Origin of the sequence: Streptomyces sp. NPDC059373, from assembly GCF_042751495.1 — a bacterium.
GTDB lineage: Bacteria > Actinomycetota > Actinomycetes > Streptomycetales > Streptomycetaceae > Actinacidiphila.
In genome coordinates this window covers 337,523-357,510 of record NZ_JBHYXC010000001.1, presented here as the reverse complement: position 1 = coordinate 357,510, position 19,988 = coordinate 337,523, and the positions used below count along the sequence as shown (strand labels likewise).

18 protein-coding genes are annotated in these 19,988 nt (G+C 70.9%); 14 read left to right on the top strand and 4 right to left on the bottom strand.

The genetic code is table 11. From position 1 onward, the window contains the following. Positions 1 to 8 precede the first annotated feature (8 nt). The 11 genes from ACFXJ5_RS01620 to ACFXJ5_RS01570 all read left to right on the top strand — a co-directional run bounded on the left by ACFXJ5_RS01620 (position 9) and on the right by ACFXJ5_RS01570 (position 13,383). On the top strand, positions 9 to 1,223 hold the full coding sequence (locus ACFXJ5_RS01620; protein ID WP_384625330.1) for a cytidylyltransferase domain-containing protein: 1,215 nt from the start codon (positions 9 to 11) through the stop codon (positions 1,221 to 1,223). After that, entirely contained in the window at positions 1,220 to 2,179 is a 960-nt protein-coding gene (locus ACFXJ5_RS01615) for an N-acetylneuraminate synthase family protein (protein WP_384625327.1), read from the top strand. Before ACFXJ5_RS01620 ends, ACFXJ5_RS01615 begins: the two co-directional genes overlap by 4 nt. 5 nt (positions 2,180 to 2,184) lie before the next feature. Then, positions 2,185 to 3,240, top strand: a complete 1,056-nt coding sequence (locus ACFXJ5_RS01610) for a hypothetical protein (RefSeq protein ID WP_384625325.1) — start codon at positions 2,185 to 2,187, stop codon at positions 3,238 to 3,240. Between the two features lie 92 nt (positions 3,241 to 3,332). After that, positions 3,333 to 4,823: a glycosyltransferase family 4 protein gene (locus ACFXJ5_RS01605; RefSeq protein WP_384625322.1), complete on the top strand. Its 1,491-nt coding sequence runs from the start codon at positions 3,333 to 3,335 to the stop codon at positions 4,821 to 4,823. Between the two features lie 268 nt (positions 4,824 to 5,091). Further along, positions 5,092 to 6,234, top strand: coding sequence for a M20 family metallopeptidase (locus tag ACFXJ5_RS01600; protein ID WP_384626525.1), 1,143 nt, complete (start codon positions 5,092 to 5,094; stop codon positions 6,232 to 6,234). Between the two features lie 155 nt (positions 6,235 to 6,389). Then, positions 6,390 to 7,433 carry a BMP family protein gene (locus ACFXJ5_RS01595; protein WP_384625319.1) on the top strand — a complete coding sequence of 348 codons (1,044 nt, stop codon included), beginning with the start codon at positions 6,390 to 6,392 and terminating at the stop codon, positions 7,431 to 7,433. A 233-nt stretch (positions 7,434 to 7,666) separates the two neighbouring features. Further along, entirely contained in the window at positions 7,667 to 9,268 is a 1,602-nt protein-coding gene (locus ACFXJ5_RS01590) for an ABC transporter ATP-binding protein (protein WP_384625316.1), read from the top strand. After that, a complete protein-coding gene (locus ACFXJ5_RS01585) occupies positions 9,265 to 10,377 on the top strand; it encodes an ABC transporter permease (RefSeq protein WP_384625313.1) in 1,113 nt (370 codons plus the stop codon). The genes ACFXJ5_RS01590 and ACFXJ5_RS01585 overlap by 4 nt, the downstream gene beginning before the upstream one ends. Then, positions 10,374 to 11,657, top strand: a complete 1,284-nt coding sequence (locus ACFXJ5_RS01580; RefSeq protein ID WP_384625310.1) for an ABC transporter permease — start codon at positions 10,374 to 10,376, stop codon at positions 11,655 to 11,657. Before ACFXJ5_RS01585 ends, ACFXJ5_RS01580 begins: the two co-directional genes overlap by 4 nt. Then, positions 11,654 to 12,076 carry a cytidine deaminase gene (locus ACFXJ5_RS01575; protein WP_384625307.1) on the top strand — a complete coding sequence of 141 codons (423 nt, stop codon included), beginning with the start codon at positions 11,654 to 11,656 and terminating at the stop codon, positions 12,074 to 12,076. The genes ACFXJ5_RS01580 and ACFXJ5_RS01575 overlap by 4 nt, the downstream gene beginning before the upstream one ends. A 29-nt stretch (positions 12,077 to 12,105) precedes the next feature. Beyond that, positions 12,106 to 13,383: a thymidine phosphorylase gene (locus tag ACFXJ5_RS01570; protein ID WP_384626523.1), complete on the top strand. Its 1,278-nt coding sequence runs from the start codon at positions 12,106 to 12,108 to the stop codon at positions 13,381 to 13,383. Positions 13,384 to 14,359: 976 nt separating this feature from the next. Here ACFXJ5_RS01570 and ACFXJ5_RS01565 read toward each other — a convergent pair. Then, positions 14,360 to 15,634 carry an MFS transporter gene (locus ACFXJ5_RS01565; protein ID WP_384625304.1) on the bottom strand — a complete coding sequence of 425 codons (1,275 nt, stop codon included), beginning with the start codon at positions 15,632 to 15,634 and terminating at the stop codon, positions 14,360 to 14,362. A 62-nt stretch (positions 15,635 to 15,696) separates the two neighbouring features. Between ACFXJ5_RS01565 and ACFXJ5_RS01560 the strand changes: the two genes are divergently transcribed. Continuing rightward, positions 15,697 to 16,683, top strand: coding sequence for a LysR substrate-binding domain-containing protein (locus ACFXJ5_RS01560; protein WP_384625302.1), 987 nt, complete (start codon positions 15,697 to 15,699; stop codon positions 16,681 to 16,683). 151 nt (positions 16,684 to 16,834) lie between these two features. On the opposite strand, the gene ACFXJ5_RS01555 is transcribed toward ACFXJ5_RS01560, so the two are convergent. Both ACFXJ5_RS01555 and ACFXJ5_RS01550 read right to left on the bottom strand, forming a co-directional pair. Further along, positions 16,835 to 17,038, bottom strand: coding sequence for a DUF5999 family protein (locus ACFXJ5_RS01555; protein ID WP_384625299.1), 204 nt, complete (start codon positions 17,036 to 17,038; stop codon positions 16,835 to 16,837). Positions 17,039 to 17,155: 117 nt separating this feature from the next. Further along, entirely contained in the window at positions 17,156 to 17,944 is a 789-nt protein-coding gene (locus ACFXJ5_RS01550; RefSeq protein WP_384625297.1) for an alpha/beta hydrolase, read from the bottom strand. 110 nt (positions 17,945 to 18,054) lie between these two features. On the opposite strand from ACFXJ5_RS01550, the gene ACFXJ5_RS01545 reads away from it, so the two are divergent. Both ACFXJ5_RS01545 and ACFXJ5_RS01540 read left to right on the top strand, forming a co-directional pair. Then, positions 18,055 to 19,221, top strand: coding sequence for an adenosine deaminase (locus ACFXJ5_RS01545; RefSeq protein WP_384625295.1), 1,167 nt, complete (start codon positions 18,055 to 18,057; stop codon positions 19,219 to 19,221). Positions 19,222 to 19,398: 177 nt separating this feature from the next. Then, positions 19,399 to 19,710, top strand: a complete 312-nt coding sequence (locus tag ACFXJ5_RS01540) for a hypothetical protein (RefSeq protein WP_384625292.1) — start codon at positions 19,399 to 19,401, stop codon at positions 19,708 to 19,710. 68 nt (positions 19,711 to 19,778) lie between these two features. On the opposite strand, the gene ACFXJ5_RS01535 is transcribed toward ACFXJ5_RS01540, so the two are convergent. Next, the gene (locus tag ACFXJ5_RS01535) at positions 19,779 to 19,979 is read right to left on the bottom strand and encodes a PspC domain-containing protein (protein WP_384625289.1); all 201 of its coding nucleotides are present in this window, start codon (positions 19,977 to 19,979) and stop codon (positions 19,779 to 19,781) included. Positions 19,980 to 19,988 lie beyond the last annotated feature (9 nt).

The following is a 19,988-nucleotide window of genomic DNA, read 5'->3' as shown; positions in this document are numbered from 1 at the left end:
GAGTCCCCATGCCAACCGTGTTGGCCGTCATCCCCGCCCGGGGCGGGTCGAAGGGCGTGCCCGGCAAGAACCTCGCCCCGGTCGGCGGCGTCCCGCTGGTCGCGCGGGCCGTACGGGCCTGCCGTGAGGCCCGCCTGGTCACCGACGTACTCGTCTCGACGGACGACCCGTCGATCGCCGAGGCCGCCCGCTCGGCCGGCGCCGAAGTCGTGCTGCGCCCGGCCGACATCGCGGGGGACACCGCGACCAGCGAGGCCGCGGTGCTGCACGCGATGGACGCGTACGAGGCGATGAGCGGCAGCAAGGCCGACGTGGTCCTGCTCGTGCAGTGCACCAGCCCGTTCATCACCCGCGAGGACATAGAGGGTGTCGCGGCCGCGGTGATCGAGGGCGGCGCCGACACCGCGCACACCGTCGCCCCCTTCCACGGCTTCGTGTGGCGCGAGGACACCACCACGGACGGCCACGGCGTCAACCACGACAAGGCCACCCGCCCGCGCCGCCAGGACCGGCCGCAGGAGTTCCTGGAGACCGGCGCCGCCTACGCGATGCGCGCCGACGGATTCCGCTCCCGGGGGCACCGCTTCTTCGGCCGCACCGCGCTCGTACGGACCGACCCGGCCCGGGTCCTGGAGATCGACGAGCCGGACGACCTGGCCCGCGCCCGCGCGCTGGCGCCGTTGGTGGACGCCGGAACCTCGTCGGGCATGGCCGGACTCCCCACCCGCGAGGACGTCGACGCGGTGGTCATCGACTTCGACGGCACCCAGACCGACGACACGGTGCTCGTCGACTCCGACGGACACGAGACGGTCGCCGTGCACCGCGGCGACGGGCTCGGCATCGCCGCCCTGCGCGACGCCGGGCTGCCCGTCCTCATCCTGTCCACGGAGACCAATCCGGTCGTCGCCGCGCGCGCCCGCAAGCTGCGGGTTCCCGTACTGCACGGCATCGACCGCAAGGACCTCGCACTCAAGCAGTGGTGCGAGGAGCAGGACATCGATCCGCAGCGGGTCCTGTACGTCGGCAACGACGTCAACGACCTCGGCTGCTTCGAGCTCGTCGGCTGGCCCACGGCCGTCGCCAACGCCCACGACATCGTCAAGGGCCTGGCCCGTTCCATCACCGCTACATCGGGAGGGCACGGCGCGATCCGCGAGGTCGCTGCCTGGATTCTCGGCCCCTCCCTGTCCCGAACCCCTCGAAGGGATCTCTCCCAGTGACCACCAACACCGCCCGCCTCCGCACGATCGGCGACCGCCTCGTCGGCACCGGCCAGCCCGTCTACGTCACCGGCGAGATCGGCATCAACCACAACGGCAGCCTGGAGGACGCCTTCGCCCTGATCGACGCGGCCGTCGTGGCCGGCGCCGATGCGGTGAAGTTCCAGAAGCGCACGCCGGAGATCTGCACCCCGCGCGACCAGTGGGACATCGAGCGCGACACCCCCTGGGGCCGGATGACCTACATCGACTACCGCCACAAGGTGGAGTTCGACGAGGCCGGCTACCGCGCCATCGACGAGTACTGCACCAAGAAGGGCATCGACTGGTTCGCGTCCCCGTGGGACGTCGAGGCCGTCGCCTTCCTGGAGAAGTTCGACAACATCCGCGTCCACAAGGTCGCCTCCGCCTCCCTCACCGACGACGAACTGCTGCGCGCCCTGCGCGCCACCGGCAAGACCGTCATCCTCTCCACCGGCATGTCCACGCCGCGCCAGATCCGGCACGCCGTCGAGGTCCTGGGCAGCGACAACATCATCCTGTGCCACGCCACGTCCACGTACCCGGCGAAGAACGAAGAGCTCAACCTGCGGATGATCAACACCCTGCAGCGTGAGTTCCCGAACGTGCCGGTCGGCTACTCCGGCCACGAGATCGGCCTGCAGACCACCCTGGCGGCCGTCGCCCTCGGCGCCACCTTCGTCGAGCGCCACATCACCCTGGACCGCGCCAACTGGGGCTCCGACCAGGCCGCTTCGGTGGAACCCCAGGGCCTGGACCGCCTGGTCCGCGACATCCGCATCATCGAGCAGGCCCTCGGCGACGGCGTCAAGAAGGTCTACGACGGCGAACTCGGCCCGATGAAGAAGCTCCGCCGCGTGCCCGGCGTCATCGCCGAGCAGGAGGCCGCCGAGGCCGAACTGGCCTCCGCTGCGCCCGAGAGCGTCTCGGCCTGACCGACATGAGCGAAACTCTGGCACTCGTAGAGAGCCCCGTTCAGCTTCTCAACGTGCTGGAGTGGGCGCATGTCAATCCTCCGGCGTCACCGTCGGCGGCGCGTCCCGGAGTGGCCTCGGCCGCTCCGGGACGTCGCCCGCTGACGGTCGTCGTGCTGTCCCCGAAGGACGTGATGAGCCGGGGGCAGCTTCGGCGTATGACCGAACTCGCCATGGACGAGGGCCACAACGTGCGCTGGTGTGAGCCGCGTTCCTCGCGGTCCGCGCTCGCGAAGATCGCGACGGAGCTGGCGCCCGAGCTGCGCAGAGCACGGCGGATCGTCCTCGGCGACCCCTTCTCACGGCTTGTGCAGGTGCTGCTGCCGCTGAGCCGCGCCCGCCAGATCACAGTCGTGGACGACGGCACCGCCACCATGGAGTTCACCGAACTGCTCGCGCGCGGCGCGCGGCTGGTGCGCTGGCACCGCAGCGGACGGCGCCGCTCGCCCGCCGACGCCGCCTTCGGGGCCTTCGCCTCCGCCGCCCGGCGCCGGCTCACCCCCGGGCACGGCCGTGAGGTCGAGCTGTTCAGTTCCATGCCCGCGACACCCCCGCCCGGCATGGCGCTGCGGGCCAACCGCTTCGGCTGGACCAGGGCGCGGTTCGGCCCGCCGCTCATCACGGCCAGCACCGACATCGTCGGGACGTCGCTCGTCGAGACCGGTGTCGTGGACCCCGAGCGCTACCTCTCGGCTGTCGGAGCACTCGCCCGCACCCACGACGCCACCCGCTACTTCGCCCACCGCCGCGAAAGCCCCGACAAGCTGCGCGCCCTCGCCGCCGCCACCGGCCTGGAGATCGTCCGCCCCGACCTGCCCCTCGAACTCGTCGCCCGGCGCGGTCCGATAGGGCATACGGTCCTGAGCTTCCCCTCCACGGTCCTGCACACCCTTCCGCTGGCCCTCCAGGGCACCGGCGTCCGCATCATCCCCTGCGACGTCGACCCCGCCTGGCTCACGGAGAACGCCTCACCGCGGGCCCAGGGGTTCCTCGCGTCGATCACGGACACGGCCAAGGTCTGACAGGACATCAGTAGCCCCACCCACCCGTGTCGTTCGACCTTGCGTAAGCTCCCGGTCACCAACCGCTCACCCTCCCCCGATTGGCTGGCCGCATGGCCCAACGTGTCGCGGTCCTCGCCGACAGCACACTCGACGGCGACTCCCGCGCCCACCGGGTGGCCGCCGCTGCCGCCGGAGCCGGATACGACGTCACCCTCATCGGCCGCGCCGCCCCGGACCCCGGGCCCGCACCGCCCGGGGTACGGGTCTTACGGGTGTCCGTCGCCGAGACCCTGCACCGGCACCGGCTGCGCCGCCCCCGTCCGGGCCTGCGCCGGCCGCTGGCCTACCGGGGAGCGGACGCGTACGAGTACCGCAACGCCCGCCTCACCGCGCAGGCGGCCCTCATCGCGACCCGCAGCGCCGAGCTGGACGTCGTCCACCGCCCGCTGCCGCTGAAGGCCGCCGCCCGGGTCGGCCACGCCGGCGCCCACCTCGTGCAGGCCGTCCGCCGGGCCTGGACGGCGGTGCGCTCCGCGCAGTACCGGGCCGCCGTACGGAACCGGACCACGCCGGGCGGGCCGCTGGACAGGGCGGTGGTCACCCTCACCCGCGGCCTGCGCGGCACCGCGGCCTGGCGGCGGCTCGACCCGCTGCTGCTGGACCTGGAGATCGCGTACGGCCCGGTGCTGGACGAGCTGCGCCCGCACCTCATCCACGCCCTCGGCCACCGCACCCTCGGCACCGCCGTCCGGGCCGCCTACCGCGCGGAGGGCGCCGGGCACCGTATCGAGGTGGTCTGGGACGCCTTCGCCCGGCGCGCCTCCTCCCACCGCGGCACCGCCGCCCGCGACGCCCACGAACGGGCCTACGCACCGCTGGCCGACGGCGTCGTCACCGTCGCCGACCCCTACGCCGACCTGCTCCGCAAGCGCCACGCCCTCTCCGCCACCCCGACGGTCGTCCTCAACGCCCCGCCCTACGATCCGCGCCCCGTGCCCTCGCCCGGCGTACGAGAGGCCTGCCGCCTCGCCCCGGACATTCCGCTCCTCGTGCACAGCGGCGCCGTCGCGCCCTCGCGCGGGCTGCTCACCGTCATCGAGGCGCTCCCCAAGCTGTACGACCTGCACGCCGCCTTCGTCGTCCCGGACCCGGCCGACCCCCACCTGCTGGCCCTCACCGACCGCGCCGCCGAGCTGGGCGTCGCCCGCCGTCTGCACGTCCTGCCCTATGTGCAGCCCGCGGACATCCCGGCCTTCCTCTCCTCCGCCGACATCGGTGTCCTCCCCGTCCACCACCTCCCCCACCGGCAGCTCGCGCTCCCGACCCGCTACTTCGAGTACGCCCACGCCCGCCTGCCCGTCGTCGTCTCCGACGTCCGCGCCATGTCCGCCGCCACCCTCGAACTCGGCAACGGCGAGGTCTTCCGCTCCCTCTCCACCCCCGACTTCGTCCGCGCCGTCGGCGCCGTCCTCACCAATCCGCGCCGCTACCGGAAGGCGTACGACCGTACGGACACGCTGCGCGTCCGGTCCTGGCAGACCCAGTCGGCCCCACTGCTCGACCTCTACGGGAGGCTGCTGGGGCCGGGCCGGGAGGCGTGACACGTACCCGCGACGCGTCGCGGTCGACCGAGGCTTGAGTCACCATGGACTGGCAAGGAGCAAACTGGAGTGATACCCCTGGACGGATCGGGATAAGCACCGAATGGGGGTCCAGTTCTTCTTCGCGGAGAATGATTTTACGGCGATGTAGCGATCAGGAGCCCAGATGCGGTCTAGCCTGTCGGAGGTGAACGACTCACCATCCGAACCTTCCGAACCGTCCGAGTCCGAGCCGTACAGCGTGCTGTCCGGCGGACTGCCGGAGCCGATGCGTGCCGAACTGATCGCCTTCAGGCGGGACTTGCACATGCATCCCGAGCTGGGCCGGCAGGAGTTCCGTACGACGGCCGCGGTCAAGGACCGGCTGGAGCGGGCGGGCCTCAAGCCATGGGTGATGCCCGGTGGCACGGGTGTGGTCTGCGACATCGGCGGGACCGACCCCGACCGGCCCCGGCTCGCGCTGCGGGCGGATCTGGACGGACTGCCGATTCCGGACACCAAGCGGGTGGAGTACCGCTCGACCATTCCGGGCCGGGCACACGCCTGCGGCCACGACGTGCACACCACGGTGGTGCTGGGCGCGGGCCTGGTGCTGGCCGAGCTGGAGCGCGAGGGGCGGCTGCCCCGGCCCGTACGGCTGATCTTCCAGCCGGCCGAGGAGGTCATGCCGGGCGGCGCGCTGGACGCGATCAAGGCCAATGTGCTGGACGGCGTCGGCCGGATCCTGGCCGTGCACTGCGACCCGAAGGTGGAGGTCGGCCGGATCGGGCTGCGCCAGGGGCCGATCACCTCGGCCTGCGACCGCCTCGAGCTGTCGCTGGACGGCGCCGGCGGCCACACGGCCCGCCCGCACCTGACCACCGACCTGGTGATGGCGGCCGCGAAGATGGCCACCGAACTGCCGGCCGTCCTGGCCCGCCGGGTCGACCCGCGCTCGGGGCTGAGCGTGGTGTGGGGCCGTATCCAGTCGGGCCACGCCTGCAACGTCATCCCGCAGCACGCCGAGCTGGAGGGTACGGTCCGCTGCCTGGACCTGGGCGCCTGGCGCGACGCCCCGGATCTCATCCACGAGGTGATCGACCAGGTCGCCGGGATGTACCGGGCGAAGTGGGAGCTGACGTACCACCGGGGTGTGCCGCCGGTGGTGAACGAGGCGGACTCCACCGAGCTGCTGCGGGACGCGATGACCGCCCGCTACGGCGCGCACAGCGTCGAGGACACCGAGCAGAGCCTCGGCGGCGAGGACTTCTCCTGGTACCTGGAGCAGGTGCCGGGCGCACTGGCCCGGCTCGGCGTACGGCCCTTGGGGGACACGGCCAAGCACGACCTCCATCAGGGTGATTTCGATGTGGACGAGGGTGCGATCCAGGTCGGGGTGGAACTCTTCACTTCGGCTGCCCTGCTGGTCTGACGCTGGGTGACCGTGCCGCGACGGGCGGTTCACCTGGCCGAAATGCGTCGATCCGATAACGGGTCGCCAACCCCCCTTTACCTGACATCTACGCGCGTTAAGCTCCCGGTTAAGCCAGCGCCGGACGGGGCGCTTCGAGTTGAAGGGGTACCCTCTTGCGCCGGGTCACCAAGATCACCGCCGCGGGCATTGCCTCCGCGGTGCTCGCGCTCAGTGCCACCGCCTGTGGTAGCAGCTCCAAGTCCGACACCTCCTCCAGTGGCGGCCTGAAGGTCGGCATCGCGTACGACGTCGGTGGCCGTGGCGACCACTCGTTCAACGACTCCGCCGCCGCCGGCATCGACAAGGCCAAGAAGACCTTCGGCATCACCGATGTCAAGGAGCTCACGGCCAAGACCGCCGACACCGACGCGGACCGCGAGACCCGGCTTGAGCAGCTCGCCGGCGCGGGCTACAACCCCGTCATCGGCGTCGGCTACTCCTACGCGACCGCGATGGCGGCGGCCGCGAAGAAGTACCCCAAGGTCGACTTCGGCATCGTCGACTCGGTCGTCTCGGCCAAGAACGTGGACAGCATCACCTTCACGGAGGAGCAGAGCTCCTACCTGGCGGGTGTCGCGGCCGCGCTGAAGACCAAGACCAACAAGATCGGCTTCATCGGCGGTGTCGACATCCCGCTGATCAAGAAGTTCCAGGCGGGCTTCGACCAGGGCGTCGCGGACACCAACTCCAAGGCCAAGGTCACCGCCCAGTACCTGAGCCACGGTTCGGACCTCTCGGGCTTCGCCGACCCCGCCAAGGGCAAGGAAGCAGCCCAGGGCATGCTGGACGCGGGCAACGACGTCATCTACGCCGCGGCCGGCTCCTCCGGCAACGGCGCGATCGAGGCCGTGGCCGGCAAGAAGGGCACCTGGGCGATCGGTGTCGACTCCGACCAGTACCAGGACACCTCGCTCGCCAAGTACAAGAACTCGATCCTGACCTCGGCGCTGAAGAACGTCGACGTCGCGGTCTACGACCTGATCTCGTCCGTCAAGAGCGGCACCCCGCTGACCGGCACCCAGACCTACAGCCTGGCCAAGGACGGCGTCGGCCTCTCCTACAGCGGCGGCTTCATCGACGACATCAAGACCCAGCTCGACGCCGCCAAGAAGAAGATCGTCAACGGCGACATCAAGGTGAAGACCACCGTCTCCTGACACCGGCCCCCGCGGTCACTGTCCGGACAGCTCGAAAGCGAGGCTCGGTGGGGCGAGAGCGCAGGCTCTCCCCTCCCGGGCCTCGCCCATGTGCCGGTCCCGGCGTCCGGATAGTGTTTCCGGGTGCGGGCCTGGACGGTAGTTTCCGATCTGGCCACGCCCAACTATGGATCTGACAACGCTACGCGCGTAGAGTTCGATCCTCGCGATACCTTCGCCACCACCGCCCCCACATGCCCCCCGCTCTTTTCCCGCGAGGAGAGTGCGCCATCAAAGCGTCCAGTCCGAATGCCGTAGAGCTCCGCGGCATTACCAAACGATTCCCCGGCGTCGTGGCCAACCACGACATCGACATCACCGTGCGCCGCGGCACCGTCCACGCCCTCATCGGCGAGAACGGGGCCGGCAAGTCGACCCTGATGAAAATCCTCTACGGCATGCAGAAGCCGGACGAGGGCACCATCACCGTCGACGGCGAGAAGGTCACCTTCCACGACCCGGGCGACGCCATCGCCCGCGGCATCGGCATGGTGCACCAGCACTTCATGCTCGCCGACAACCTCACCGTCCTCGAGAACGTCGTGCTCGGCAGCGAGAAGCTGCACGGCATCGGCGGCAAGGCCCGCGCCAAGATCAAGGAGATCTCCGACGCGTACGGCCTCGGGGTGCGCCCCGACGCTCTCGTCGAGGATCTCGGTGTGGCAGACCGTCAGCGCGTGGAGATCCTCAAGGTTCTCTACCGAGGCGCCCGCACCCTGATCCTCGACGAGCCGACCGCGGTCCTGGTCCCGCAGGAGGTCGACGCGCTCTTCGACAACCTCCGCGAGCTCAAGGCCGAGGGCCTGACCGTCATCTTCATCTCGCACAAGCTGGGCGAGGTGCTGTCGGTCGCCGACGAGATCACCGTCATCCGGCGGGGCACCACGGTCGGTTCCGCCGACCCGAAGCACACCACGACCAAGCAGCTCGCCGAACTGATGGTCGGCAGCGAACTGCCGTCGCCGGAGACCCGCGAGTCGACGGTCACCGATGTGCCGATGCTGGGCATCGAGGGGCTGCACCTCTCCGAGATCGACCTGGAGGGCATCGAGCGCATCGTCCTGGACCAGATCACCCTCACCATCCACAAGGGTGAAGTCCTGGGCATCGCCGGAGTCGAGGGCAACGGCCAGGCCGAACTGGTCGAGGCCATCATGGGCATGCTCGACCCCGACGCCGGCCGCATCACCCTCGGCGAGGACGACATCACCCACGCCCCGACGCGCAAGCGCCGCGAGGACGGCATCGGCTACATCCCCGAGGACCGCCACCGCCACGGCCTGCTGCTCGAGGCCCCGCTGTGGGAGAACCGTATCCTCGGCCATGTCACCGAGCGCCCCAACAGCAAGGGCGCCCTCCTCGACCCCGGCGCCGCCCGCCGCGACACCGAGCGGATCGTGCGCGAGTACGACGTCCGCACCCCCGGTATCGAGGTCACCGCGGCCTCGCTGTCCGGCGGCAACCAGCAGAAGCTGATCGTCGGCCGCGAGATGAGCCACCTGCCCAAGCTGCTGATCGCCGCGCACCCCACCCGGGGCGTGGACGTCGGCGCCCAGGCACAGATCTGGGACCAGATCCGCGAGGCCCGCCGCGAAGGCCTCGCGGTACTGCTGATCTCCGCCGACCTGGACGAGCTGATCGGCCTGTCCGACACCCTGCGCGTCATGTACCGCGGCCGCCTGGTCGCCGACGCCGACCCCGCCACCATCACCCCCGAGGAGCTCGGCTCCGCGATGACCGGCGCCGCCTCCGGTCATCTGGAGCACGGCGATGACACTGGGGGAGAGGACCGATGAAGAAAATCGACAAGGAGCGGCTGCTCCTCGCCATCGCCGCCCCCGTACTCGCGATCGCCGTCTCGTTCGTGGTGACCGCCCTGGTGCTGGTCGCCACCGGCAAGCAGCCGTTCGACGCGTTCAACATCATGTTCCAGTACGGCGTCAAGAGCGACAGCCAGGTCTACATCCTCGACAAGGCGACGACGTACTACATCGCCGGTCTCGCGGTCGCCATCGGCTTCCGTATGAACCTCTTCAACATCGGCGTCGACGGCCAGTACCGGATGGGCGCCTTCTTCGCGGCAGCCGTCGGCGGCGCCGTGTCGCTGCCGAGCTTCCTGCAGATCCCGCTGATCATCCTGGTCGCCATGCTGGTCGGCGGCATGTGGGCGGGCATCGCCGGTGTGCTGAAGACGACCCGCGGCGTCAGCGAGGTGATCGCCACCATCATGCTGAACGCGATCGCCACCTCGATCATCGCCTATCTGCTCCAGCCCGGCCGGCTCGGCCACCTGGACGCCGCCCAGACCCAGGTGTCGACCTCGCCGCTGCCCGCCTCCGGTCACCTCTTCAACTTCAACATGGGCGAGCTGAACGGCGACATCTACGGCTTCATCGTCGTCGCCGTCCTGCTCGGCATCGCCTACTGGTTCGTACTCGGCCGCACCCGCTTCGGCTTCGACCTGCGGGCCGTCGGCCAGTCCGAGTCGGCCGCCGAGGCGAGCGGCGTCAGCGTCAAGCGCATGGTGATCACCAGCATGCTGATCTCCGGCGCCATGGCCGGTCTGATCGGTATGCCGACGCTGCTCAACGACGCGCACCAGTTCGGCACCGAGTTCCCCGCCGGTGTCGGCTTCGTCGGTATCTCCGTGGCGCTGCTCGGCCGCAACAACCCGGTCGGTGTCGCGCTGGCCGCGCTGCTGTGGGCCTTCCTGGAGCGGACCTCGACCCAGCTGGAGTTCGAGAACTACGACAAGGAGATCGTCGGCGTGATGCAGGGCGTCATCGTCCTGAGCGTCGTCATCGCCTACGAGGTGGTCCGCCGGTACGGGATCAAGCGCCAGCAGCAGAAGGTCGGCGAAGAGCTCGCCGCCCAGGCCAAGAACAAGCAGGAGGTGACGGCGTGACTGCCACGATGACCAAGACCCCGCCGCCTGCGGCGCCCAAGGCGGCCAAGGCCGGCAAGCGCAGGCTCTCCCTCCCGGTGATCCTGCTGATCATCGCGGCAGCGCTCGCGCTCGTATCCGTCGTACGGATCATCACCGGCCAGGGCCAGCTCACCGCCGAGGGCCAGATCAGCGCCGCACTCGGCCTCGCCGTGCCGATCGGCCTGGCGGGCCTGGCCGGCCTGTGGTCGGAGCGGTCCGGCGTGGTCAACATCGGCCTCGAGGGCATGATGATCCTCGGCACCTTCTTCGGTGCCTGGGCCGGCTGGCAGAGCAGCCCCTGGATCGGTGTCCTCACCGGCATCCTCGGCGGCATGCTCGGCGGCCTGGTCCACGCCATCGCCACCGTCACCTTCGGCGTCGACCACATCGTCTCCGGTGTGGCGATCAACATCCTGGCGTTGGGCATCACGCAGTACCTCGCCAAGCTGTGGTTCAACACCGGCGACGCCGCGACCAAGGGCGGCAACCCCAAGCAGTCGCCGCCCATCGACAGCCTGCCCACGGTCACCGTGCCGGGTCTGTCGAGCTGGCTGCACGACATCGAACAGCACGGCTGGTTCTTCGTCTCCGACCTCGCCGGCATCCTCGGCGGCCTCGTCACCGACCTGTCGGTGCTGACGATCCTGGCCGCCCTGCTCTTCGTCGGCAGCTTCTTCGTGCTGTGGCGGACGTCCTTCGGCCTGCGGCTGCGCTCCTGCGGCGAGAACCCGATCGCCGCCGAATCGCTCGGCGTCAACGTCTACCTCTACAAGTACATCGCCGTGATCATCTCCGGCGGCCTCGCCGGCCTCGGCGGCGCCTTCCTGGCGATGGTCCCCTCGCACATCTACCTCGAGGGCCAGACCGGCGGCCGTGGCTACATCGGCCTCGCCGCGATGATCTTCGGTAACTGGCGGGTCGGCGGCCTGGCCACCGGCGCCGGGCTCTTCGGCTACGCCGACGCGCTGCAGCTGCGCAACGGCGGCCCGACCGTCCACGCGCTGCTGCTCCTGCTCGTGGTCCTGCTGGCCGCGCTGGCGGCGTGGAAGCTGTGGAAGAAGTCGTACGTCCAGGGTGTGATCAGCGCCGTCATGGCCGGGCTGGTGCTGGTCTGGTTCCTGATGACGGACCAGGTCCCCGACGACTTCGTCGGCGCCACGCCGTACGTCGTCACCCTGCTGGTGCTCTCCCTGTCGGCACAACGGCTGCGGATGCCCAAGGCTGACGGCATGCGCTATCGAAAGGGCCAGGGCAAGTGACCTCCTCCGCTGAGTCCGCCGAGGCCGCCTCGATCGACTGGGAGGCGCTGCGGACGCAGGCCCGGGATGTCATGTCCCGGGCCTACGTCCCGTACTCCGAATTCCCCGTGGGTGTCGCGGCCCTGGTCGACGACGGCCGCGTCATCTCGGCCTGCAATGTGGAGAACGCCAGCTACGGGCTCGGGCTGTGCGCCGAGTGCGGGCTCGTGTCCGCCCTGCACGCCACCGGGGGCGGCCGGCTGGTCGCCTTCACCTGCGTCGACCGCGCGGGCAATCTGCTCATGCCGTGCGGCCGGTGCCGCCAGCTGCTGTGGGAGCACGGGGGCCCCGAGCTCCTGGTCGACATGGCGGGTGGGGTGCGCACCATGCGGGACGTCCTGCCGGACGCGTTCGGCCCCGAAGACCTGATCAATCGTTAGGAACGTAACGAACTATGGCTAGCGACACTATGGACGCCATCTCCGTCATCCGTACGAAGCGGGACCGGGGCCGTCTGAGTGACGAGCAGATCGACTGGGTCATCGACGCCTACACGCGCGGCGTGGTCGCCGACGAGCAGATGTCGGCGCTGGCCATGGCCATCCTGCTCAACGGCATGGACCGCGCCGAGATCGCCCGCTGGACCGCCGCGATGATCGCCTCCGGCGAGCGCATGGACTTCTCCTCCCTGCCGCGCCCCACCGCCGACAAGCACTCCACCGGCGGCGTCGGCGACAAGATCACCCTGCCGCTGGCGCCCCTCGTCGCGGCCTGCGGCGCGGCTGTCCCGCAGCTCTCCGGGCGCGGGCTGGGCCACACCGGCGGCACGCTCGACAAGCTCGAGTCCATCCCCGGCTGGCGGGCCCTGCTGTCGAACGACGAGATGATCGGCGTCCTGCGCGACACCGGCGCCGTTATCTGCGCGGCGGGCGACGGGCTCGCCCCGGCCGACAAGAAGCTCTACGCACTCCGGGACGTCACGGCGACGGTCGAGGCCATCCCGCTCATCGCGTCCTCGATCATGTCCAAGAAGATCGCCGAGGGCACGGGATCGCTTGTCCTGGACGTCAAGGTCGGCTCCGGCGCCTTCATGAAGAACCTGGAGCAGGCGCGGGAGCTCGCGTCGACCATGGTCGGGCTCGGCACCGACCACGGCGTCAAGACGGTCGCCCTTCTCACGGACATGTCCACGCCGCTGGGCCTGACGGCAGGCAACGCGCTGGAAGTCCGCGAGTCCGTCGAGGTCCTCGCGGGCGGCGGCCCGGCCGACGTCATCGAGATCACCCTCGCCCTGGCCCGCGAAATGCTGGACGCCGCGGGCCTCAAGGACGCCGACCCGGCCAAGGCTCTGGCCGACGGCTCCGCGATGGACGTCTGGCGCCGGATGATCGCCGCCCAGGGCGGCGACCCCGACGCCGCCCTCCCGGTGGCCCGTGAGCAGCACATCGTCACGGCCTCCGCGTCCGGTGTCCTCACCGGCCTCGACGCCTACGCCGTCGGCGTCTCCGCCTGGCGCCTCGGCGCCGGCCGGGCCCGTAAGGAGGACCCGGTCCAGGCCGGCGCCGGCATCGAGCTCCACGCCAAGCCGGGCGAGTCGGTTACGGCCGGCCAGCCCTTGCTCACGCTGCACACCGACACCCCGGAGAAGTTCGACTACGCGCTGGCCGCGCTTGCGGGCGCCGTCGAGATCTCCCCGGCGGGTACGGCGTTCTCGGCGAAGCCCATCGTGCTGGACCGTATCGCCTGACCTGCGGTTCCCCGTACGAGGGAAGAGGCCCGGCGGACACCCGCCGGGCCTGTTCCTTTTCGCCGGACTCGGTCCGACGTACCCGCTTACGGCGCCGGTCCTGGTGCCGGTCCGGGGCCTCCGGGGCTGGGGGTCCTGGACCGACATATTTACGTGCGTGACGGGTCCGTCCGTTGCCTTGCCCGGCATGCCGCACACAAATATGCGGAGCGTCCAGAACCCCCACCCCTCCGACCCCGGCCCTCCCGTTTCGTCCTCGACTGCGGGCGGTGGCCCCGTTTTCTCGCCGGCTTCGGGGCGGCCGCGCCGGACTCCGTCAGCTTTGCGTCCGGCGGTCGGCATCGCTGCTTGGGCCCGCGTTCGCTTGCGTCGGCACGGTCGAGAGCCGGCCCGGTGGGCGGCCATCAGCAATAGGTGCGCGGAGCAGGACACCGGCCGGGGCGGCCACATCCGCCACGACGCTTGCGATGGCGTGAACTCAGCCTCCCGCGATCCGGTGATTCCGGGATAGCTGTCCCTCGAACCCGTCCGGCGGGTCGGCCTCCAGCGACGCGAAGTAATCACGCCGCTTCTTCGGCCAGTCATTGTGAAGGAGCGTCACATCGCATGCGGTCATGCGTCGATGCTCGCAGTCAGGTCCGACACTGACCGTGCGCCGAGCGGTATCACAGGCACCGGTCGCCGCGCGCAGCGGCACGGTTGGGTAGTGCTCCGCCCGACGACGGCGGGAGGGGTCGGGGTCGGAGGGGTGGGGGTCCTGGATGCTCCGCATATTTGTGTGCGGCATGCCGGGCAAGGCAGCGGAGGGGCCGTCACGCACGTAAATATGTCGATCCAGGACCCCCGGCCCCGGAGGCCCCGGCCCCGGCGGCCCCCGACCGGGCCGCCGGGGCGGTACATGGGCGGGATGTGTGCGAAGCCCGCGAAGCGGTGCGAGCCCGGCGTCAGGGATCGGAACCGGGCCGCCGGGGCCGGCTTACGCGGCCCGGACGGAGGCCCTGGCCTGGTGGGTGCCGTAGAGCGTGATGCAGGCGACGCACACAACGGCGGCCAGGGCGAGGGCGACGGTGCCGGACCAGCCGGCGGAGTGGTAGGCGGAGGCGCCCACGGTGCCGCCGAGGCTGGCGCCGAAGTAGTAGGCGGTGAGGTAGAGGGCGGAAGCCTGGGCGCGGCCGACCGTGGCGGTGCGGCTGACCGCGCCGGAGGCGATCGCGTGGCCGGTGAAGAAGCCGCCGGTGATGAGGACGAGCCCGGCGAGGATGAGCAGCAGGGAGCCGGACAGGGTGAGCAGCAGCCCGGCCGTGGCCAGCGCGACGGCGACGTACAGCGCACCGCGCCGGCCGAGGCGGGCGAGCAGCCGGCCGGAGCCGGCCGAGGCGGCCGTGCCGACGAGATAGACCAGGAAGATGAGGCCGATCGCGCTCTGGGAGAGGCTGAAGGGCTCGGCGGCGAGCCGATAGCCGAGCACCGTGTAGACGGCGCCGAAGACGGCCATGAAGAGCATCCCGATCAGGTACAGCCGCCGCAGCAGGGGGTTGCCCAGGTGCGAGGTGACCGTACGCCACAGGGCGGCCGGGTTGACCGGGCCCGGGCGGAAATGGCGGGTGGCGGGGGCGAGCATCCGGAAGGCGATGGCGCAGGCCAGGGCCATGAGGCCGACGGCGAGCAGGGCGACGCGCCAGCCCGCGTACTGGGCTACGGCGCCGGTGAGGATGCGGGAGCTCATGCCGCCGATGCTGTTGCCGGCGACGTAGAGGCCGATGGCCGAGGCGACCGCCTTGGGGTGGACCTCCTCCGCGAGGTAGGCCATGGCGGTGGCGGGGAGACCGGCGAGGGCGACGCCCTGGACCGCCCGCAGTACGACGAGCCAGGTCAGGTTCGGGGCGAAGGGGATGATCAGCGCCAGCCCCGCCGCGCTGAAGACCGAGGCCGTCATGACCGCCGTACGCCCGTACTTCTCGCTCAGCGCGCTCATCGGCAGCAGCGCGACCGCGAGCGCGGCGGTGGCCGCGGAGACGGTGAGGCTGGCCTGGGCGGGGGTGAGGGAGAGGCCGGCGGAGATCGCCGGGAGCAGCGCCTGTGTGGAGTAGAGCAGGGCGAAGGTGGCGAGGCCGGCGGCGAAGAGCGCGTACAGCGCGCGGCGGTAGCCGGCGCCGCCGGGGCTCAGCTTGGGCGGCAGGGGCGGCTCGGACGGCGAGGTCGAGGCGCCCACGCGGATCATGGTGGACGCCCCTGTATCGGCAGGAGGCATGCCACAAAACTAGGCCTGCCCCTTTCATGCGTCCAATGCACAAAGTGCGGATAATCGTTCCCATGGTGCATGAACACAGCTCACAGCGATCACTGTCACGAAGCAGTGACAGAAAAGACATCTCAGCCGCCGCCGATCTGGAGCCCGAGTCCTGGGCGACCGTGCTGGCGCCGCGCTTGGCGCAGTTCGCCGCTGTGGCCCGCCATGAGCATGTGACGCGGGCCGCGCAGCAGCTCGGCATGCCGCAGTCGACCCTGAGCCGGGCGATGGTCCGGCTCGAACTCGACCTGGGCGTCGCGCTGTTCGCCCGCCAGGGCCGGACGGTGTCGCTGACCCCGGCCGGGCGCGGCTTCCTGGCGTCCGTGGAGCGGGCGCTGGCCGAGGTGGAGCGGTCGGCCGAATCGGTGCGGGCCGACGCGGACCCGGAGGGCGGCCGGGTGGCCTTCGGCTTTCTGCACACGCTGGGTACGGAGACGGTGCCGGGGCTGCTGCGGACCTTCCGGGTGGACCATCCGCGCGTGCAGTTCACCCTCGTCCAGGGGTACGGCGAGGCGATGCTGGAGCGGCTGCGCGCGGGTGAGCTGGACCTGTGCCTGACCTCCCCGGTGCCGGACGCCCCGGATCTGGTCACCCGGCGCCTCGACGAGCAGCGGCTGCGGCTCGTCGTCCCGGAAGGCCACCGGCTGGCGGGCCGCAAGCGGGTCCGGCTCGCCGAGGCCGCCACCGAACTCTTCGTGACCCTCGAACCGGGCTACGGGCTGCGCCGGATCACCGACGACCTCTGCGCGGAGGCCGGCTTCACCCCGAGGATCGCCTTCGAGGGCGAGGAGGCCGAGACCCTGCGCGGTCTGGTGGCGGCGGGCCTGGGCGTCGCCCTGCTGCCGCCGCCCACGGTGCCGAGGCCGGGCGTGGCCGAGCTGAACGTCACCGCGCCGCGCGCCGTCCGCGAGATCGGCGTCTCCTGGCTCGGGGGCCATCCGGACACGCCGCCCGTTGCCGCCTTCAGGAAGTTCCTGATCGGCCGCAGGGGGCAGTTGCTGCCGGCGTAACCCTGTCGGCGACGTAGGAGGGGCGCTCAGTACGGCATGGGGCGCCCGGAGGGCGTCCGCAGGTCGGGTTCGCGGGGGGTGGTCGGCCTGGGCTTGCGGATCTTGATCTGGATACGCTGCATCGGGCTCACCTCACGGCCGGGGGCACGCCTCAGACGGCGGCCGGGACCAGTGTGTCGGTGGGGCGGCGCGGGCGGACGATCCGTCCGTCCGGCAGTATCTCCCCGGTGTCCTCGAAGAGCACGATGCCGTTGCACAGCAGACTCCAGCCCTGCTCGGAGTGCGCTGACACGACGTGAGCCGCTTCGCGGTCGGGCGCGTCCGCTGACGGACACGCAGGCTGATGGGAGCACATGGTGCACCTCGATCCTCTGGTCCGGATTCTGGCACCTCCCGGTGGAGCTGCCCTGGAAGAATCCTCTCGCCCGCCTCTGACAGTCGCCGTACGCCGTACGTTACGAGAGCGCGGACGTCACGAAGGCACGGTCCCGAAGCCCACCGCCAGCGGCATGCGCAGCCCCAGCGGCGGGGGAGCGGCCAGGGCGTCGGCGACGGGCCGGGCGAGGGCCCCGCCGAGAAGGGTGCCGAGGACGAAGTCGGCGGTGAGGGCGGCGACTTCGGGGCGGTGCTCCTGGAGCAGGTGGCCGTCGGAGTGCACCTCGAAGCGGCAGACGTCGCGATTGATCTTCTTGGCCCGTTCGGCGAGCCGGTACGACAATTCGGGGTCGGTGTCGTGGTCGTTGGTGCCGTGCACCATCAGGACCCTGCGCCCGATCAGCTGCTTCACCGGGTCCGGCTCGGTGCCGGCCGGCAGCCAGGGGGCGATCGCCACCACGGAACTGACCGCCGGGTGCCCCGCCGCCCGCAGCGCGGCCCGGGCGCCCATGTCCATGCCGACCAGGCACACCGGTATGTCGCCGTAGCGCCGGACGATCTCGTCGACCGCCCAGGACGCGTCCTCGGCGGGATGCGCGTGGCCCCCGTTCCAGCCCCGGAAGCGGTAGTGCACGACGTGCGCCGCCAGCCCCTCGTCCCGTCCGGCGCGGATCAGCCTGCGGCCCAGCGGCAGCATCGCCGCCACCGCCATCGGCGAACGGCGGCGCGTGCTCAGCGCATCGCCCCCCGGCAGCAGAAGCACGGCGGCGCGCACGGTTTCGTACGACTCCCGCCGTGCTGCCGGTACCAGTCCTGCCGGGACCAGGCCCGGAGTTATCTGTCTGCCCAACCGCGCACCACGCACAGGCAAAGCTTGCGAAGCCATGGCAGAACCATGGCAGACATTCAGGTGTGCACGAACTGACCAGCAGGTCAATTTTCCGCATCGCCCCGAAGATCTACGCGCGTAGGCCCCGTAGGCGCTATCGTGCGGTAATGACGAGCTCAAGCCTCAGCCTCCCGGACGCGGACCAGATCCGCCGTGCGCCGAAGGTGCTGCTGCACGACCATCTCGACGGTGGCGTCCGCCCGGGGACCGTCGTCGACCTCGCCCGCGAGTCGGGCTACTCCGCCCTGCCCGAGACCGATCCGGCCCGGCTCGGCGCCTGGTTCCGGCAGTCCGCCGACTCCGGCTCACTCGAACGCTACCTGGAGACGTTCTCCCACACCGTCGGCGTCATGCAGACCCGTTCGGCACTCGTCCGGGTCGCCGCCGAGTGCGCCGAGGACCTGGCCGCCGACGGCGTCGTCTACGCCGAGATCCGGTACGCGCCCGAGCAGCACCTCGAAGCCGGGCTCTCCCTGGAAGAGGTCATCGAGGCCGTCAACGAGGGCTTCCGCGAGGGCGAGCGCCGCGCCCACGAGGACGGCAACCGCATCCGCGTCGGCGCGCTGCTCACCGCGATGCGGCACGCCGCCCGCTCCCAGGAGATCGCCGAACTCGCCAACCGCTACCGTGACCTGGGCGTCGTCGGGTTCGACATCGCCGGCGCCGAGGCGGGCTTCCCGCCCACCCGCCACCTCGACGCCTTCGAGTACCTCAAGCGCGAGAACAACCACTTCACCATCCACGCCGGCGAGGCCTTCGGCCTGCCCTCCATCTGGCAGGCGCTCCAGTGGTGCGGCGCCGACCGCCTCGGGCACGGCGTCCGCATCATCGACGACATCCACGTCGCCGACGACGGCTCGGTCAAGCTCGGCCGGCTCGCCTCCTACGTACGCGACAAGCGCGTGCCGCTGGAGATGTGCCCGACCTCCAACCTGCAGACCGGCGCGGCCTCTTCGTACGCACAACACCCCATCGGGCTGCTGCGGCGGCTGCACTTCCGGGTCACCATCAACACCGACAACCGGCTGATGAGCGGCACGAGCATGAGCCACGAATGCGAGCGGCTGGTCGAGGCGTTCGGCTACACCCTCGACGACCTGCAGTGGTTTACGGTCAATGCGATGAAATCAGCGTTCATCCCTTTCGACGAACGTCTTGCGATGATCAACGACGTGATCAAGCCCGGCTACTCCGAGCTGAAGGCCGAGTGGCTCTTCCGGCAGACCCTCCCAACACCCCCTGTGGCCAGGGGGTCCGGCCCGGCCGAGGCCTAGCGGCGGCGGCCCGGGGTCGGCGGCGCGGCCCGGAATGCGGGCGATGACGGCGGAAAGTGGCTGCGCGCGTCCAGTTGCGCGGGTCGCGCCATCGTCGATACGTTCCGAAGTCGCGTGGTCACATCCTGTCATCGCGCGCCGCACCAAGCACCATCCCCCATCGCGAGGACCGCAACCATGAAGACCGGAACCGTCAAGACCCTCGGTGTCGCCGCGCTCGGCATCGCCTTCGCCGGCGCCGCCGCCGGCTCGGCCTCCGCCGCCCCGTCCGAGAGCGCGATTCCGGCGCTGCCGGCGCTTCCGGTGGCCGTGCCGGCCGCCGACATCGCCAAGGCCCTGCCGCTGGGCCAGGTCTCGCAGGCGCTGCCCACCAAGACCGCCCACGTCGTCCCCGGCGTCATGGACACCCCCCGGGGCCTCGGCACCCTCCTCGGTGGCCTCCCCACCGGCGCGCTGCCGCTGGCCGGCGCCCTGCCGCTGGGCGGCTGACACCACCCCCCGTACGCAAGCGAAAGCGGGCCGCACCCTGTCACAGGGCGCGGCCCGCTTCCGTACGGTCAGACGGCGTAGCCCGCGCTCTTCTCCGAGGGCAGCAGCACCCAGAGCGCGAGATACACCAGGAACTGCGGCCCCGGCAGGAGGCACGACAGTACGAAGATCACTCGCATCGTCATCGCGGACGTGCCGAACCGGTCGGCAAGCCCGGCGCATACCCCGGCGATCATCCGGCCGTTACGGGGGCGGACCAGTGCGGACATGGGAGGCTC

Coding starts and splice junctions, on each gene's coding strand:
- ACFXJ5_RS01605 (WP_384625322.1), top strand. CDS start 3,333: ATGGCCCAACGTGTCGCGGTCCTCGCCGACAGCACACTCGACGGCGAC.
- ACFXJ5_RS01590 (WP_384625316.1), top strand. CDS start 7,667: ATGCCCCCCGCTCTTTTCCCGCGAGGAGAGTGCGCCATCAAAGCGTCC.
- ACFXJ5_RS01620 (WP_384625330.1), top strand. CDS start 9: ATGCCAACCGTGTTGGCCGTCATCCCCGCCCGGGGCGGGTCGAAGGGC.
- ACFXJ5_RS01565 (WP_384625304.1), bottom strand. CDS start 15,634: ATGCCTCCTGCCGATACAGGGGCGTCCACCATGATCCGCGTGGGCGCC.
- ACFXJ5_RS01610 (WP_384625325.1), top strand. CDS start 2,185: ATGAGCGAAACTCTGGCACTCGTAGAGAGCCCCGTTCAGCTTCTCAAC.
- ACFXJ5_RS01560 (WP_384625302.1), top strand. CDS start 15,697: ATGGTGCATGAACACAGCTCACAGCGATCACTGTCACGAAGCAGTGAC.
- ACFXJ5_RS01600 (WP_384626525.1), top strand. CDS start 5,092: ATGCGTGCCGAACTGATCGCCTTCAGGCGGGACTTGCACATGCATCCC.
- ACFXJ5_RS01550 (WP_384625297.1), bottom strand. CDS start 17,944: ATGGCTTCGCAAGCTTTGCCTGTGCGTGGTGCGCGGTTGGGCAGACAG.
- ACFXJ5_RS01585 (WP_384625313.1), top strand. CDS start 9,265: ATGAAGAAAATCGACAAGGAGCGGCTGCTCCTCGCCATCGCCGCCCCC.
- ACFXJ5_RS01555 (WP_384625299.1), bottom strand. CDS start 17,038: ATGTGCTCCCATCAGCCTGCGTGTCCGTCAGCGGACGCGCCCGACCGC.
- ACFXJ5_RS01570 (WP_384626523.1), top strand. CDS start 12,106: ATGGACGCCATCTCCGTCATCCGTACGAAGCGGGACCGGGGCCGTCTG.
- ACFXJ5_RS01540 (WP_384625292.1), top strand. CDS start 19,399: ATGAAGACCGGAACCGTCAAGACCCTCGGTGTCGCCGCGCTCGGCATC.
- ACFXJ5_RS01545 (WP_384625295.1), top strand. CDS start 18,055: ATGACGAGCTCAAGCCTCAGCCTCCCGGACGCGGACCAGATCCGCCGT.
- ACFXJ5_RS01535 (WP_384625289.1), bottom strand. CDS start 19,979: ATGTCCGCACTGGTCCGCCCCCGTAACGGCCGGATGATCGCCGGGGTA.